This window comes from Chryseobacterium sp. L12, from assembly GCF_056133985.1.
Window position 1 is genome coordinate 38325 of the sequence record NZ_JBVYOF010000034.1, and the last position, 17554, is coordinate 55878.

At 36.6% G+C, this 17554-nt stretch carries 9 protein-coding genes; 4 read left to right on the plus strand and 5 right to left on the minus strand.

Annotation, left to right across the window (positions count from 1 at the left end; genetic code table 11):
- Positions 1 to 113 precede the first annotated feature (113 nt).
- From ligA to AC0NBN_RS16310, 4 genes are all read left to right on the plus strand, one after another.
- Positions 114 to 2117: an NAD-dependent DNA ligase LigA gene (gene ligA, locus AC0NBN_RS16295; protein WP_160812943.1), complete on the plus strand. Its 2004-nt coding sequence runs from the start codon at positions 114 to 116 to the stop codon at positions 2115 to 2117.
- A gap of 76 nt (positions 2118 to 2193) precedes the next feature.
- A complete protein-coding gene (locus tag AC0NBN_RS16300; RefSeq protein ID WP_160812944.1) occupies positions 2194 to 2838 on the plus strand; it encodes an MgtC/SapB family protein in 645 nt (214 codons plus the stop codon).
- Between the two features lie 209 nt (positions 2839 to 3047).
- Complete coding sequence (locus tag AC0NBN_RS16305; RefSeq protein ID WP_160812945.1) at positions 3048 to 5189, plus strand: S46 family peptidase; 2142 nt, start codon at positions 3048 to 3050, stop codon at positions 5187 to 5189.
- Between the two features lie 281 nt (positions 5190 to 5470).
- The gene (locus tag AC0NBN_RS16310; RefSeq protein ID WP_160812946.1) at positions 5471 to 8023 is read left to right on the plus strand and encodes a T9SS type A sorting domain-containing protein; all 2553 of its coding nucleotides are present in this window, start codon (positions 5471 to 5473) and stop codon (positions 8021 to 8023) included.
- Between the two features lie 126 nt (positions 8024 to 8149).
- On the opposite strand, the gene AC0NBN_RS16315 is transcribed toward AC0NBN_RS16310, so the two are convergent.
- The 5 genes from AC0NBN_RS16315 to AC0NBN_RS16335 form a co-directional block, all read right to left on the minus strand.
- Positions 8150 to 11017 (minus strand): M16 family metallopeptidase, encoded by a 2868-nt coding sequence (locus AC0NBN_RS16315; RefSeq protein ID WP_474468833.1) that lies wholly within the window; start codon positions 11015 to 11017, stop codon positions 8150 to 8152.
- Between the two features lie 266 nt (positions 11018 to 11283).
- A complete protein-coding gene (gene bglX, locus AC0NBN_RS16320; protein WP_160812947.1) occupies positions 11284 to 13614 on the minus strand; it encodes a beta-glucosidase BglX in 2331 nt (776 codons plus the stop codon).
- Between the two features lie 139 nt (positions 13615 to 13753).
- A complete protein-coding gene (locus AC0NBN_RS16325; RefSeq protein ID WP_160812948.1) occupies positions 13754 to 14473 on the minus strand; it encodes a prolyl oligopeptidase family serine peptidase in 720 nt (239 codons plus the stop codon).
- A gap of 234 nt (positions 14474 to 14707) precedes the next feature.
- Positions 14708 to 16090 carry a glucoamylase family protein gene (locus AC0NBN_RS16330; RefSeq protein WP_160812949.1) on the minus strand — a complete coding sequence of 461 codons (1383 nt, stop codon included), beginning with the start codon at positions 16088 to 16090 and terminating at the stop codon, positions 14708 to 14710.
- Between the two features lie 66 nt (positions 16091 to 16156).
- Positions 16157 to 17551 carry a glucoamylase family protein gene (locus tag AC0NBN_RS16335; protein ID WP_160812950.1) on the minus strand — a complete coding sequence of 465 codons (1395 nt, stop codon included), beginning with the start codon at positions 17549 to 17551 and terminating at the stop codon, positions 16157 to 16159.
- Positions 17552 to 17554 lie beyond the last annotated feature (3 nt).

The window sequence follows — 17554 nt, forward strand, 5'->3', positions numbered from 1 at the left end:
AAAGACATTTTTTATCAGCTGTTAAAAAGAATGAATATTAGTTTAATGGAATATTAATTTTAATCTCAAAATCTCCTTAATACTTATTATTTTTGTGAAAAGAAACAACCGCAATGTCCGAAAACATTCAGCAAAAGATACAACAACTCCGCACAGAACTCAATCAGCATAATGAAAACTATTATCTTCTGGATGAGCCAAGCATTTCTGATCTTGAATTTGATCTGTTATTAAAAGAACTTCAGGATCTGGAAGCCCAATATCCGGAATTTCATGATGATAATTCACCAACAGTACGTGTAGGTGGCGGAATTACAAAAATATTCCCTACCATTCAGCATCAGTTCAGAATGTATTCTCTGGATAATTCCTATGATTTTGATGATTTGGCAGATTGGGAAAAACGCATCATTAAAACCATTGACGAGCCTGTAGAATTTGTTGCCGAATTAAAATATGACGGTGCCTCCATCTCTATTTTGTACGAAAACGGAAAACTGGTACAGGCAGTAACACGCGGAGACGGTTTTCAGGGTGATGAAATCACTTCTAATGTGAAAACAATTTCTGATATTCCTATTACTTTAAAAGGAGACTTTCCGGAACGCTTTTTCATGCGTGGAGAAATTTATCTGACGAGAAAAAATTTCGACAAAATCAATAAACTGCGTGAAGAAGAAGGTCTTGATCCCTTCATGAATCCAAGAAATACCGCAAGCGGAAGTCTGAAAATGCAGGACAGCGGAGAAGTAAGAAAACGCAGACTTTCATCTGTTCTTTACCAGTTTGTTGCTCAGGAAACCGATGCAGAAAGCCATTGGGAGCTGCTTCATAAAACTCACAATTGGGGTTTCACCATTTCTGAACAGGTAAAACTCTGCAAAAATTTAGATGAAATAAAAGAATTTATTAATTTCTGGGATACAGAAAGGCACAATCTGCCTTTTGAAATTGATGGTATTGTACTGAAAGTAAACTCATTAAAACAACAAAGACAACTTGGTTATACTGCAAAATCTCCTCGTTGGGCAATGGCGTATAAATTTAAAGCTGAAAAAGTGGAAACCCAATTGCAAAGTGTTTCTTACCAAGTCGGAAGAACCGGAGCAATCACTCCTGTTGCTAATCTAAAACCTGTTTTATTGGCAGGAACCGTAGTAAAACGTGCATCTCTTCACAACGAAGATATTATTAAAAAACTCGGTTTGCATGAACATGATTTTGTGTACGTGGAAAAAGGTGGTGAAATCATCCCGAAAATTGTAGATGTCAACAAAGAGAAAAGAACTTCCGAAAGCAGAGAAATCGAATATATCAAAAACTGCCCGGAATGCGGAACAGAATTGGTAAAAATTGAAGATCAGGCGATTCATTTTTGTCCGAATGATCTGCATTGTCCGCCACAGGTTGTCGGAAGAATGATTCATTATGTTTCCAGAAAAGCTTTAAATATTGATAATCTGGGAAGTGAAACAATAGAGCAACTCTACAGAGAAAAGATGGTAGAAAATCCGGCAGATTTTTATACCTTAACAAAAGAGCAGCTTCTTCCTCTCGAAAGAATGGCAGAAAAATCTGCTCAGAATATTATTGACGGTATTGAAAAATCTAAAGAAATTGCTTTCGAAAAAGTATTGTTCGGGATCGGAATAAAACACGTTGGAGAAACCGTTGCCAAAAAATTGGTGAAAAATTTCAACACCATTGATGATTTGAAGAACGCCACCGCCGAAGAGCTTTGTCAGGTGGAAGATATCGGGATGAAAATCGCTGTGAGCATCGTAGATTTCTTTAATAATCCTGAAAACATTCTGATGCTCGAAAGACTAAAATCTTATGGAGTACAATTGGAAAAAGGAGAAAACACCAACGAAGTTTTATCTGATACTCTGGAAGGAAAAACGTTTCTCTTCACAGGAAAACTCTCTCTTTTCACCAGAGAATCTGCCGAGGAAATGGTAGAAAAACACGGCGGAAAGAACATTTCTGCAGTTTCTAAAAACCTGAATTATCTTGTTGTCGGCGAAAAAGCAGGAAGCAAACTGAAAAAAGCACAGGATATTGGGACGATTGAGATTCTTGATGAGCAGCAGTTTCTGGATTTGATAGAGAAATAACTAGGTTTATCTTTAATTAAACTAAAGACTGCCTTTTTAGGCAGTCTTTTTGTTGTCATTTAACAAAATTTAGTTTATGGACTTCCTTAAAGATCACTCTATTCAGAACGAGCTTTTGTTGATATTTATTTCCGTTTTACTCGGAATTCTGATCGGAGCAGAGCGTGAATACAGAAACAAATCTGCGGGTTTACGTACCTTTATTCTGGTTTGTTTCGGGTCTTGTCTTTTTACTATTTTATCCATCAAAATAGGAGTTGACGATCCGGACAGAATTGCTGCCAATATCATTACCGGGATTGGGTTTTTGGGAGCCGGTGTAATTTTTAAAGGAGACACAAAAATAGACGGAATTACAACCGCCACAACAATCTGGGCAACGTCTTCTGTCGGGATGGCAGTTGGCTCGGGTTATGTATATTTATCTATCTTGGGAACATTTCTCATTCTGATGGTTTTAAGTTCGCTTAATTTTTTTGAAAAATTTATTGACAACCATCACAAAATCAGAGAATACACCATTGCAGTAACCGATTTTAAGTCGGTGGCACACTGCGAAGTTTTATTTAAAACTTATCATCTCAGATTTAAAGTTGCAAAACAAAAATACAATCAGGGAACTTTGGTTACATCCTGGATCGTTACCGGAAAAAATAAAGACCACGAATCTCTGATGCAACACCTTATGAAAGACGAAAACATTTTTTCTTATGAGTTTTAAATGATAATAAGAATTTGTTTAAGTTCATTTAAGAATCTAAGTTTCCTAAAAAACAATTATAAAAATACAATATGGATAAGCTATAATTTTTTTTTATTTTAAATTAAAAAAAGATCATATTTCCGTTAATTTTCAAAACATAAATCTAAAACCTGAGTTTTACTTTAATAAAAAAACTAAAATGCTTATTTTAGACAAAATTTTTTATAATGATAAAACGTAATATTCTTATTGCTTCTGCATTTTTCAGTTTTTCTTTGGGAATTGCGCAGCAGTATGGTGGAATGTGGATTCCGACCGAACTTAATGAAAAGGAAATGAAAAATCTCGGAATGAAAATTTCTGCAAAAGATATTTTCAATACCCAAAAACCGAGTATTAAAGATGCAGTAGTACAGTTCAATGGCGGTTGTACAGCAGAAATTATTTCTCCGAAAGGATTATTACTTACCAATCACCACTGTGGTTATGGGCAGATTCAGTCACATTCAACAGTACAGAATGACCTTCTTTCTAATGGTTTCTGGGCTAAAAACATGAATTCCGAACTGCCAAATCCGGGAGTTACCGTAGATTTTATTGTTGATATAAAGGAAGTAACAACACAGATTCTTCAGGGAACAGAAAATCTTCAGGAACCTGAACTATCAAAAAAAATCGCAGCCAATATTGACACTTACAAAAAATCTCAAAAAACTGAAGATTATCAATCAATTTCTGTAAAGTCGATGTACTACGGCAATAAATTTTATGCCTATGTGATTGAAACCTATAAAGATGTACGATTGGTAGGCGCTCCGCCGCAAAGCATCGGGAAATTTGGAAGTGATACAGACAACTGGGTTTGGCCAAGACACACGGGAGATTTTTCTATGTTCAGAATTTACGCTGATAAAAACAACAAGCCTGCAGAATATTCTAAAGACAACGTTCCTTACGTTCCGAAACATTATTTACCGGTTTCCATCAAAGATAAAAATGAAAATGATTTCACTTTTGTTTTCGGATTTCCGGGAAGAACAACAGAATATCTTCCTGCCATCGCCGTAGAAAAAATCATGACTGAAATAGATCCTGCAAGAATTGCAGTGCGCGATGTTGCTCTGAAAACTCTGGACGAAAAAATGCGAACCGACGATGCCACAAGAATACAGTATGCATCTAAATATGCTTCTGTAGCGAACTATTGGAAAAAATGGATCGGTGAGGTAGAAGGTCTGAAAAAATCTAACGCAGTACAGAAGAAAAAGAATTACGAAAACTCTCTTGCTGCCAAAAATCCTGCAATAAAAACAACGATTGACCAGATCAACAAACTGTATGCAGATCAGGCTCCTTTTGCACTCAACAATGCCTATTACAGTGAAGTGGTAAGAAACGCAGAGACATTAATGCTTGCGAATATGTTTTCTGGTTTTATTGCTTCTGCAGAAGCAGGAAAATTGGATGAGAAAGGGGTTGCATCATTCAAAAAAAGACTTACTTCTTTCTACAAAGATTATAATGCAGAACTTGATGCTAAAGTAACAGCAAAACTTTTAGCATTATATGCCAATAAGACTGCTCCACAGTTTTTACCTGCCGGTTTTGCAGAATTTAAAGATGAAAATCAAAATATCATCAGTATTGAAAAACTTTCAAAGAATTCTGTGATCACAGGAAGATCAAACGTAAACGGAGCTTCATTAAGCGAAAATATTGATAAAGCGTTTTCTAATCAGGATAATTTAATTAAAACCATCAAAAAAGATCCTGTTTATGAGCTTTTCATGAATATAAGAAATACTTATATGAAATCTGCAGATCCTCAGTTTACCTCTTTACAGACCCAGATTGATGCTTTGCAGAAAAAATATATGGCACAGCAAATGGAAACTGATAAAGACAGAAAATTTTTCCCGGATGCCAATTCTACCCTTCGTGTAACATACGGACAGGTAAAAGGTTCTACTCCGAGAGATGCTGTTTCCTACGATTATCAAACGCATTTAGCCGGAGTAATAGAAAAGTATGTTCCTGGAGATTATGAGTTTGATGTACCCAAAAAACTGATTGATCTTTACAACAAAAAAGATTACGGTATTTACAAAGATAAAACCGGTGACGTCCCTGTCGGATTTACTGCAACCAATCATACAACAGGAGGAAATTCCGGAAGTCCTGCTCTTGACGCAAAAGGAAACTTAATTGGATTGAACTTTGACAGACAGTGGGAAGGAACCATGAGTGACATCAATTATGATCCGCGTTTCAGCAGAAACATTATGGTTGATACGAAATATATTCTCTTCATTATTGATAAATTTGCCGATTCCAAATGGCTGATTGATGAAATGAAGATTGTAAAGTAAAGACTTAATCTATATTATAAATGTCCTGAAAATATTTCAGGACTTTTTTTATGCAAAATATATTGTCTGAAATTATTATTTATATCGACTGTTCAATTTATAATTTTCACATAATAATACCACAACTGTTAAAATAAAGCAATTTTAAAAACAATTAATAATTTTATAAATAAATAACATAATTCAGTTAAAATTAAAAAATTAATAAAAGTACAATATTATATATCATTTATATTTATAGATTGTCTACTTTTGCAAAAGTTATATAAATCAAACTGAATATGAGAAAACACTACAAATGTCCGTCACTGTGGAGCAGTAACGGTTTAAAAAAAGCAGGGATTTCGGTTCTTGCATTATTTGGAGCAATCCAGGGTTTAAATGCACAAGTAAGTGATTACATTTTTTCACAAAGCAACGGAACCTTTAGCAGTATTGCATCTACAGGCACAATCGTTACCGGAAGTGAAGCTACAACTTCCACTACCAATGACACCACAGGGTGGACTGTAACAATTCCTTTCAATTTTAATTTCAACGGCACAGATTACACTTCAATTTATGTAAACTCCAACGGAGGTGCTGTATTTGGTTCAACTACGAGTAACGCTGCTACTGTAATATCTTCATCTACAGGATATTCTGGTGCTGTTGGTGTTATGAACCGAGATTTATGGGGAGTATTTATTACATCAGGAGTTACTACAAGTGGGTCAGATATTATCACCAATGTGGGTTCTTTTAAAGGAATCGAAATTGGTAAAACACTTAACAACGTTAATGGAATACCTCTAAATGCAACTATTACAGCTTTCGATGAAACTGCGGGAACTATAACTATGTCTGCACCTGCTACTTCCAGTTCTTCTGCTGCTGTTGTGAGATATGGATCCGGTAAAGTTTTAACTTCTGTTGAAGGTACAGCACCCAATAGAGTATTTGTTATTGAATGGATAGGATATAATGACTTTAATGCTTCTGTTTCAGGAAGTAATTACCTTAACTTCCAATTAAGGTTATCAGAAACCACTAATGTAATTTCTACCGTCTACGGGCCGTACTACAACGTTAATACTACTTCAAGAACAAATCAGATCGGTTTGAGAGGTGCTACTAATACGGATTTTAATAACAGAATCGGTGCTGTAGGAAATCCATGGGACAGTACGTCTCCGGGAACCTCTAACAGTTCTAACGTATCCAGAGACAATACCAACTTTCCTGCTTCAGGATTAACATTTATGTGGACACCCTCTACCTGCAAATCTCCGACTGCTCCAACGATTACAAGTTCTTCAATCACAGCTAATGAGGCACAAGTTACATGGACAGCTTCACAATCTAATCCAACTAATGGATATGAAGTTTATTACAGTACCTCAAATACTGCTCCTACAATGAGTACAGTACTTGATGCTACAAACTCTGTTACCTCTGCTACAAACTCTGCTACAATAAACGGTCTGACTCCTTCTACAATGTATTATGTATGGGTAAGATCAGCTTGTTCTTCTTCAGACAAGAGTAATTGGACATCTTCAGCATCATTTACCACACTACCAACATGCTTTGTCCCAACCGCTTTAACGGTTAATAGCGCTACAATAACAGCAAACAGTGCTACTGCATCTTGGACAGCTCCTTCAACGACTCCTGCAAATGGATATGAAGTTTACTACAGCACCTCCAATACAGCACCTACATCTAGCACTGTATTAGATGCAACCAATTCTCTAACATCCACTACAACATCTGTTACGATTGGAAATCTGCTTAATAGTACGACTTATTATGTTTGGGTAAGATCTGTGTGTATCGGTACAGACAGAAGCGTTTGGACTGCAATGAGCTCTTTCAGAACTTTATGTCAACCACCAGCACTTCTATCAACAACAGGAGCTACCGTATGTCCCGGGAACACAGCAACCCTTTCTGCTACTGCAGATACGGGAGCAACAATAAACTGGTATAGTTCTGCAAATGGTGGTACTGCGATAGCAACAGGTAATTCTTTCACTACTCCATCAATAAATTCGACTACAAGTTACTGGGCAACTGCCTCAACAGGATCTACCAATTCAGCTGGTCTAACGAACGCTATTTCGACGAGCGGTTATACTTTGGAAGCAGGTTTATTTTTCAATGCAATAACTAGTTTTACATTAGAAGGAGTATATGTTTATCCTACCGGAACCGGTGCCGGAACTGTAACTATTGCTTTACAGGATGGAAGTGTCTCTCCGGCAACGACTATCGAATCTATTACGGTAAATTTAACAGGTAACGCAACACCGGTTAAAACTTATGTCCCTCTTAACTTTACGGTTCCTGTGGGTACTAATTACAAATTAATGATGATGACAAGAACAGGTCTTGTTACAGGATTAATAAGAGAATCCGGAACAACTTGGGGATCTTATCCACTTACAGTACCGGGCGTATTATCTATTACTAATGGAAATTGCTGTTCAGGGAACACTACATCAACCAGCTATTATTATTTCTATGACTGGAAAGTTGTAACAGGATGTGAATCAGCAAGACAACAGGTTACCGCTACAGCAGATTCTTCGGTTTGTCTTGGAACATCAGAAACTGATCTTACGAAAAACAACATTAAGGTTTATCCTAATCCATTCTCTGATGTATTGAATATTTCGGACATCAAGAATGTGAAATCAATTTCTGTTATGGATATTGCAGGCAGATTGGTTAAAACTTTCGACAAACCTGCTTCTACGCTTCAATTAAGAGAATTAAATGCAGGAATGTATATGATCGTTCTTCATATGAACGACGGTACAAAACAGACATTGAAAGCTATTAAAAAATAGTGTAGCAAATTTCAATTATCAATAAAGGTCGGAAGAGTTTTCTTCCGACCTTTTTTATTGTTAGCATTAAACTTAGCTTTTATTGAAAATTATTTTGCAGCCAACTCTTTAATAAGATTTTTATCTTTAATACCCAAAAATCTCCTCCAGATCAAGTTCCTGAAAACTTCCCATCTTATGGACTGCATCCATATTCAGGTTTTCTTTTTTTCCAATAATGGCAGTATTGAACTGTATAGATTTTATTTCCTGATTATAAAAATATCTTAAATCCTCAAATCTCAGGTTTTCAATCTGATGGTAAATGTCTTTTCTGAAATCATGCCTAATTCCTAGTTTCTGGAGCCGTAAAGTGTTAAAGAATACATTCGTTCGTGTAATTCTTGTTGATGCAATTTGCTTTAAAGCAGATTTTTTGGCATTTTCAAACTGAATAGGAAATTCAGGAAGTTCAGACATCAGGCTTACCATCGTTTCTACCGCAAGCTGAAGTTTATCCGGCTGTGTTCCGATATAGGTACTGATGTAATCAGAATGATTCAGTTCCGAATTAGGAGAATAAGAAACATAGGCAGAATACGCGAGACTTTTACTCTCTCTTATTTCCTGAAACACAATTGAAGACAAACCACGACCGAAATATTCGTTAAAAACATTGATTTTCCCAAAGTTTTCAGGATTTACAAAATTTCCTTTTCCAATTTTACTCATTTCCATCTGCACCATATCATAGTTGGTAAAATAAACCATTCCGGAAGTTTCAGGTTCGGGATACTGTTTAGGTGCAGAAACCTTAAGGGTTTCATCTGCAATATATTTAGGAATATAATTTTTAAAACCGTCAAAATTTTTACCGTAGAAGAAAACCTGAAACGGATAGCTGAAAAGCTTCTTCATTCTGTCAGTAAAATCTTTTACTTCTGTATTTTGAAGCTCATCTTTAGAAATTACATCCAGAAATCTGGAGGTCTTTCCGAGTTTCGTATATGTTGTAAGAGCAGTCATAATACGATTTTTATCTTTTTTTCCTGCTTCACGGCTTTCAAGGACAGTTGCCACAAACTGCTGATAGATTTTCTCATCCGGTTTTACATCAGAAAGCCAGTGAAGCAACAGTTCTAAACCTTTTTCGATATTAGACTCAAGCCCGCTCAAAGAAATTGTAAGCTGATCTGAAGTAGTTTTAAAATCGTGGGTAATCCCAATCTTGAAAAACTCTTTTTTTAAATCATCCGGTGAAAACTTTTCAGTTCCCAAATACTGAATTAGCTGAGTTGAAATGCCCAGTTTCCGGTCATGATCACTTCCCATCGGAAAAATAAAATGCAGCTGAGCAATATCGTTATACTTATTTTCCACAAAGCTCAGTTTTTTATCTTTGATAACATCCGTAGAAATTTCTTTTTGATAATCAATATATTCCGGTTGAATATCTTCTTTTTTATCATTTAAAATTTCCAGTAAAAAGTTAGACTGTGCATCACGATTAATCTTTACAGGAGTGATTCCCGGATTTTCAACTCTCAGAAGTTTATCATTAATCCCTTTTTCTTTATTGATTACTACATAATTGTCTCTGAAAAAATCATTCGCAAAATGTATTACATCATCTTTGGTAAACGAAGCGTAAACATTCATCTCGTTCAGCTCTTCGGCCCAAGATCTTCCTTTAATGTAAGTATCATAAAGATTGGTTGCCAAACCTTCAGCAGTTTCCAGTGCTTTCTGACGTTGTATTTTAAAATCATTAATAATTGCAGGCAGCATCCAGTCAGGAAAAGTTCCCTGTTTTACTAATTCAATTTGTTCAAGAATCATTGCTTTTGCCTCATCTAAGGTCTGATTTTCTTTAGGAACGGCTACAACAGAGAAATACCCGTATTGTTTTAAACCTAAAGAAAATGCCTGCGCCCAAAGCATTTTCTGAGTCTGATTGATATTCAGATCCAGCAATCCTGCCTCTCCTCTATTGCTTAAAATATTGGCGGTAATATCAGCAAGCATTGCTTCCCTGCTGCCATAACTGTCGGTTCTCCAGGCTAACTGAACTCTTGGTGTTGTCGGACTTTTTACTGTTCTCTCAACAATTTCAGTCAATGGTTTTTCGATAATAAGGTCTTTCTGCGGTAATTCTTTATAAGGAATGGCACCAAAATATTGCTCAGCCAATAAAACCGTTTCTTCAAAATCAAGATCTCCTACCAAAACAATACCGTAATTATTAGGCACATAATATTCATCAAAATATTTGTGAATTGCCTTCATTGAAGGATTTTTCAGATGATCCGGATCTCCCAGTGTCGTTTGCTGTCCGTTGGGATGGGTAGGAAACAAGGCATCCATCAACTCATAATTCACCAATCTTGAATCATTATCCTGAGCGCGGTTGAACTCTTCATAAACAGATTCCAGCTCCGTATGAAAAAGCCTTAAGACCATTTCAGAGAATCTTTCTTTCTCAATTTTGAGCCACTTTTCAAGCTCATTTTTAGGAATATTATTTTTGTAAACCGTCTCATCAAACCAGGTGTGTGCATTGGTTCCAGTTGCTCCCAAAGACGAAATCGCTTTATCATATTCGTTTGGAATAGCATACTGACTTGCTTCCAGAGAAAGTTCGTCTATTTTTTTATAAATTTCTTTCTTTTTTTCGGGGTCTGATTCAGCTTTATGTTTTTCAAACAAATCTGCTATTTCATCAAGCAAAACCTTTTCTTTTTCCCAGTCTTTTGTTCCTAGCTTTGAAGTTCCCTTAAACATCATATGTTCCAGATAATGGGCAAGACCTGTATTATCTGAAGGATCATTATTGCTTCCTGTTTTTACCGGAATAAAAGTCTGGATTCTGGGAGCATCAAAATTCTGGGCAAGGAAAATTTTAAGCCCGTTTTCTAAGGTGTATATTCTTACCTTATTTTCATCATGCTCTACTGTAATGTATTCATAATTATTTTTATCAAATTGTGTCTGTTCAGTATATTTCTTATGCATCATAACAAAAAAGATGAATTCTGATTATTCAGAAATCTTACAAATTTACGGATTAGAAAGTGGAATGTGGGATATTAATGATGATGATTGAGAAAATTGATAAACAAATTCTGAATCTATGATAATGTACAAGTCTTTTTACATTCAGCTATATCTGTGATGAACAATTTTTAAGCTTGATGAAACCAATTAAATTATAAATCTCTATCCCGTAGTCAGGTTATTTACCCAATGAAAAAGCCGTCTGCGAATAGAGACGGCTTTAAAATTTATTTTGTCCAGTTGATTTTTGAATGTTGCACTTCTTCAGAATTGGTTCCGATCATGATGTCAAACTCACCCGGTTCCCAATCGTAATTTAGTTCTCCATTGTAAAATTTAAGCTGTTCTGGGGAAATATCGAAAGTGATTTTCTTAGATTCTCCTTTTTTAAGCATAACTTTCTGGAAGCCTTTCAGCTCTTTTACAGGTCTTGTAATACTTCCCACCATATCTCTGATGTACAACTGTACAACTTCAGCTCCGTCATAATTTCCTGAATTTGTAACCGTAACTGAAGCCTGAATTGTCTGATTTCCTTTTGGATTTGCATTCGACACCGTAATATCAGAATAATTGAATTTTGTGTAGCTTAAACCAAAACCAAACGGATATAAAGGCGTATTACACTCATCCATATAATTGGAACGGAATCTTTCATACTGACATTTATCTACTTTATCCTGAGCTAAAGGACGCCCTGTATTTTTTGAATTGTAGTAGATAGGAACTTGTCCCAAACTTCTTGGGAAAGTCATTGGTAGTTTTCCTGAAGGGTTAACTTTTCCGAAAAGAACATCAGAAATCGCATTTCCTGCTTCTGAACCTGCAAACCAAACATTTAAGATCGCATCCGGAGTATCTTTCATATTCGTTAAAGCTAAAGGACGCCCCGTGAAAAGGACCACCGCAATTGGTTTTCCTGTTTTCTTCAATTCATTTAACAAATCAATCTGAGACTGTGGAATTGTAATTTCAGTTCTTGAAGAAGACTCACCGCTCATCTCTGCAGATTCGCCGATGGCTAAAACAATAACATCTGCTTTATTGGCAACATCTACTGCCTCTTTTAGTAAAACTTCTTTGGAACGGTTATCTCTGTCGGTTTTTTTTCCGTGTGCTGCATAAATGTCTTCCAATTTTGCATCGTAATCAATATTGGCACCTTTAGCAGAAATAAACTTTACGTCTTTCCCGTAGTTTGCCTGCAAACCTTGCATTAAATTGACTGCATTAGCATGTTTTGCTGCTACACTCCAAGTTCCTGCCATATTCATTGAGTTGTTGACCAATGGTCCTATAACGGCGACAGTTCCCGACTTTTTCAAAGGAAGAACCTGATTGTCATTCTTCATTAAAACCATAGATTGCGCTGCTGCATTTCTTGCAATCGTTCGGTTTTCTAAATTGTAAACTTCTTTTGCTGCTAATTTTGCATCTCCGTAACGGTAAGGATCATCAAATAATCCCAAATCATATTTTGCTTCCAGAATTCTTTTGGCTGCCATATCAATTTCAGCCTGAGTAACTTTCCCTTCCTGCAAAGATTTTTTAAGTGTTGTTAAAAATCCTTCGCCTACCATATCCATATCCACTCCCGCTTTTAAAGCTAAAGCCGAAACCTGCTGAAGATCACCCATTCCGTGGTCTACCATTTCGTTGATTCCTGTATAATCGGTTACTACAAAACCTTTGAAATTCCATTTATTTCTTAAAACTTCTGTCTGCAACCATCTGCTTCCCGTTGCCGGAACTCCATCTACTTCATTGAAAGAAGCCATCACAGAAGCTACCCCTGCATCTACTGCAGCTTTATAAGGCGGAAAATACTCATTAAACATTCTTACATGACTCATGTCTACCGTATTGTAATCTCGTCCCGCTTCACCTGCTCCGTACAGTGCAAAATGCTTTACACAAGCTAAAATAGTATTGCTAAGAGATAAATCTTTCCCCTGATAACCATACACCATGTGCTTTGCAATTTCGCTTCCCAAATAAGGATCTTCACCAGAACCTTCAGAAACTCTTCCCCATCTTGGTTCGCGGGAAATATCGGTCATTGGAGAAAACGTCCAGTTGATTCCGTCTACGGAAGCTTCTTTAGCTGCCACTCTCGCTGACTGCTGAATGAGATCCATATCCCACGAAGCTGCAAGTCCCAAAGGAATAGGAAAAGTAGTTTCGTAACCGTGAATAACATCCATTCCGAAGATCAAAGGGATTTTCAGACGACTGTTTTCAACAGCAACTTTCTGTACGGCACGAATTTTATCCGCACCTTTTATATTGAAAAGTCCTCCGACTAAACCTTGCTCCACTTTTTTTCCGATGTCTGAACTTTTAGCCAAACCTGTAGTAAAATCTCCTGAACTTGGCAAATTGAGCTGTCCGATTTTCTCGTCTAAAGTCATTTTTGCCAAAAGGCTTTCTACGAAAGCTTTCTTTTTAGCCTGATATTGTGCGGTCTGAAAAGACTGAACCGGTTTCGTGACGATCTCCTGCGCTGAAAACATAGGCGCAAGAGCTAATGCTGCTATTACAATTAAATTTTTACTCATAACTTCTTCATTTTTTGAGGAACTTGTGAATCTCAGATCTCATAATTCCTATACCTTAATACTATTTCTTTCGTTTAATACTCAATGATTCTTTTTAAAGCAAAGAAAAACTAAATAGTTAATTTCTCAAAGTTTTTTATCATTTAATTACGCTGATGCTTTTTCTTTTTGATAACATCCATTCGTATAACTTAGGATTTGAATAGGTGGAATCCCATGAATTGTGATTGTCATTTGGGAATATCGTTAATTCTGCCGTTGGATTGATGGGATGCAGTTTTTGGTAAAAATTAAAGGCATTTTCCGGTAAAACCACATCATCCATTCCGCCGTGAAAGATTTTCATGTTTAAATTTTTGTACTGATGAATATTGGCATACATTACTCTGTCAGTAGGCGCACAAACTGAAACTACCGCCGCAAACATTTCAGGATGTTCCATTGCTAATTTCAATGTTCCCCATCCTCCCATTGATAAACCTGTTAGATAAATTCTTGAGTCATCAATTTTATGCTTTGCCTGAATTTCTTTGATTAAATGATATACGGTTACCGTATCCCACCACGTATTTTCAGGACATTGAGGAGCGAGAATTGCAACTGGCTCTTTGATCAGGCTTTTGTATGTAAACGGACTGTGCGCTTTTACTTTTTCCAGGTCGTTTCCTCTTTCTCCGGAACCATGTAAAAACACGATCAATGGAACATTTCCTTTTGCATTTTGAGGATAATCTAAAATGTAGGAAATTTTTTCCTGTCTTTTGATTTCTTTATTGAGTTCTGTTTTTATTTCCTGAGCCGTTGTAAGTGTGGTAAGCCCGAAGAATAAAACAGGAAGTAATTTTATGTTTAATTTCATTTAATATTTTAAAATTGATATTTTAATTAATAAGTCGATCCTATGGAGATTTTAATAATTAACCGAGATTATTTTTGTAATCCTTGTCAAGGTTTGAAACCTTGACAAGGATTTTTTGAAGTTCTTTGTTATTAGCCCCGATAGAAGCGGCATCCTTTTTTGTTGCAGGCGGAGCGGAGCGGAGACTGTAACAAAAAAGATACAGCGGATAGCGGGAAATAGCTCCTAAAAAAATTATTTGATGTTATACTTTTCTGATTTGAAACTTAACTTCTTTAATCCTTGTTGAATTTCTGGCGCGTTCATGAATAATTTCCAAAGAAATCCGGTTCGGTAATTTTCGATCATCGGCGCTATTGTTCCCTGATCTATTGCTAAATATCTTGGCGTAAACCAATTATCATAATGAATGGAAGTTGCGTCGTAAGGACCTGCAGTTCCTATAAATTCGGGTTTGTGATTGTATAAAAACTTCAGAAAATCCATTGATTCTTTGGGAGTATACGGGAAACTGCTCAACGCTGCTGTAGGAGTAATTACTCCGTGATCATTCTGCGGAAAATGTGCATTGTAGCCTGTTCCACCGTTTTTATTGCGTGTGTAACTTGCCGTCAATCCCCAATAATTGGGTCCGTAACCTTTCCATTGCTTTGGATTTTCTAAGCAGTATTTATAATCAATAAGTACCTGATTTTTATTTAAATCGAAGTAATTTTTGATAAGCTTGTCTGATAAATTCGTAGGATCTAACCCAATATATGAATAATGCGCCCAAAATAAAGGTCCGCCATATTCTTCGGCTCCGTTGTGTTTTACAAACATCGGAAGTCCGTATTTTTCTTTATTTGAAATGTAAGTTCCGTTTCTTGTCCAGCCTTTATAATAAGTTTCCGCATCGATAGAATACGTAGGTGACGAAGCAGCAAGAATGTAGGTAATCAAACACTCATTGTATCCTTGCAAAGGAAAATTCATATCCCATTGATATTCCGGCGACCAATGCCAATACAAAACTTTTTCTCCGCCTTTGGTGTACCAGTTCCACTGAATTCCTTTCCAAAGGTCGTCACATTTTTTGGCTAAAGCTTTTTCTTCGGCATTTCCGTTTTTGAAATATTCGCGAACCATCAAAATACCGGAAGTTAGAAATGCTGTTTCCACCAAATCTCCACCGTTATCTTTTTTTCCGAAAGGAACGGTTTTTCCTGTTTCACCGTTGATCCAGTGTGACCAAGCTCCTTTGTGACGGTCGGCTTTCGCCAAGAAATCCATCATGGTGGTGAGCCTTTTCACAGCCTCCTTTCTTGGAACAAAGCCTCTTTCTACACCAACTAATATTGTTGCCAAGCCAAATCCTGAACCTCCAGTTGTAATAACGTGTTTATCTTTGTCCGGATAAATATCGTCTTCATGATAACGTTCCCTCCCCAACATAGAATTGGGCTCTGCGTAATCCCAGAAGTATTTGAGTGCATCTTTTTGAACTTTGTCCAGCAACTGCTCGTCAGCTGTGTTGGATTTGACGGCAGCTGTGTCTGAAATATTCTGATTGATCTGGCTGTTTTTGCAGGAAATTACGACTAATGCTAAACCTCCTGTCAGTAGTATCTTTTTCATTTTTAAATTTTATGGTTAAAACTTAACTGAAGATTTTAAACTTCAGCTAAGCAAATTTTGATTTTATTAAAATCCATATTGCGTAGAATGAAAACCAAGCTTGATTAAACCTTGTTTAACATCCGGCGCATTCATAAATAATTGCCATAAAAACTGAGTTTTATGGTTCTCTATCATAGGTGCAATGGTTCCCTGGTCTATTGCTAAATATCTTGGCGTTACCCAATTATAATGTACTGAATATGCATCATACGGTCCTGCAACTCCTATGTACTTACTGTAATTTTCATTGTAAAGAAATCTGAGCATATTCATACTTTCAACTGGTGTATATGGCATATTTGAGAGTGCCGCAGTGGGAGTAATGATTCCCAAATCATTGCTTGGCTGATGCGCAGCATAATCATCTCCTCCTGTGAGAGGATTTCGGGAATAACTTGCTGTAAGTCCCCAACTTTTTGAATTGTAACCCAGCCAGCCTTTCGGATTGGTAACACAATACTGATACATGATTTTCGCATGATTTGTAGTGGCATTACCGTAATTCACATATTCATCCGATAATCCTCTAGGATCTAATCCCATAAATGAATAATGTGACCAAAACATAGGACCTACATTTGCGGGTGCTGTATTATGACTGACTACTAATGGGAGACCATATTGGGAAGTTCCATTGACAATAGCACCACCTCTCGCCCAACCTTGCTGATAAACCGGTTTGGTAATTGTATGAGTCGGAGAAGCTGCTGCCATTACATATGTAATTAAAGTTTCGTCAAAACCTTTCAACTGCATATTCATTTCAAAATTATAATTTGGAGACCAATGCCAATATAATGTGTTCTCACCTTTCGTATACCAACTCCATTCGATTCCTTTGAAAAGTGTGTCGGCTTTTTGTGATAATGCAATCTCCGAAGGATCTGTAGAGTTTTTGAAATATTCTCTTACACAGATTAAGCCCTGAGTTAAGAAAGCTGTTTCTACTAAATCTCCACCATTGTCTTTTGGACCAAATGGAATTACCTGACCCGTATTTCCGTTCATCCAATGAGGCCATGCGCCGTGAAAACGGTCAGCATTCTGAAGAAAATTCAATGCAATTGATAATCTTGAAACTGCTTCAGCCTTCGTAACATAGCCATTTTTGATACCTACCAGAATTGTCATTAATCCAAAACCAGATCCTCCTGCCGAAACGACGTTAGCATCTTGTCCCGGATTATCGGTATGGTATCTTTCTCTGGCCAGTTTGGAGTTACTTTCCGCATAATCCCAAAAATATTTTAATGCATCTTTCTGCACCATTTCGATGAGCTGGGTGTCGGTGTATTGGGTAGGAGTTTCAGTATTCCCGCCACCGCCGCCAATCGGTGTTCCTGTACTTGGAAGATTATCATCAGAAGAGCATGAAAACAAAGCCAATCCTAAAAATATTGATGTCATTATTTTTTTCATAAT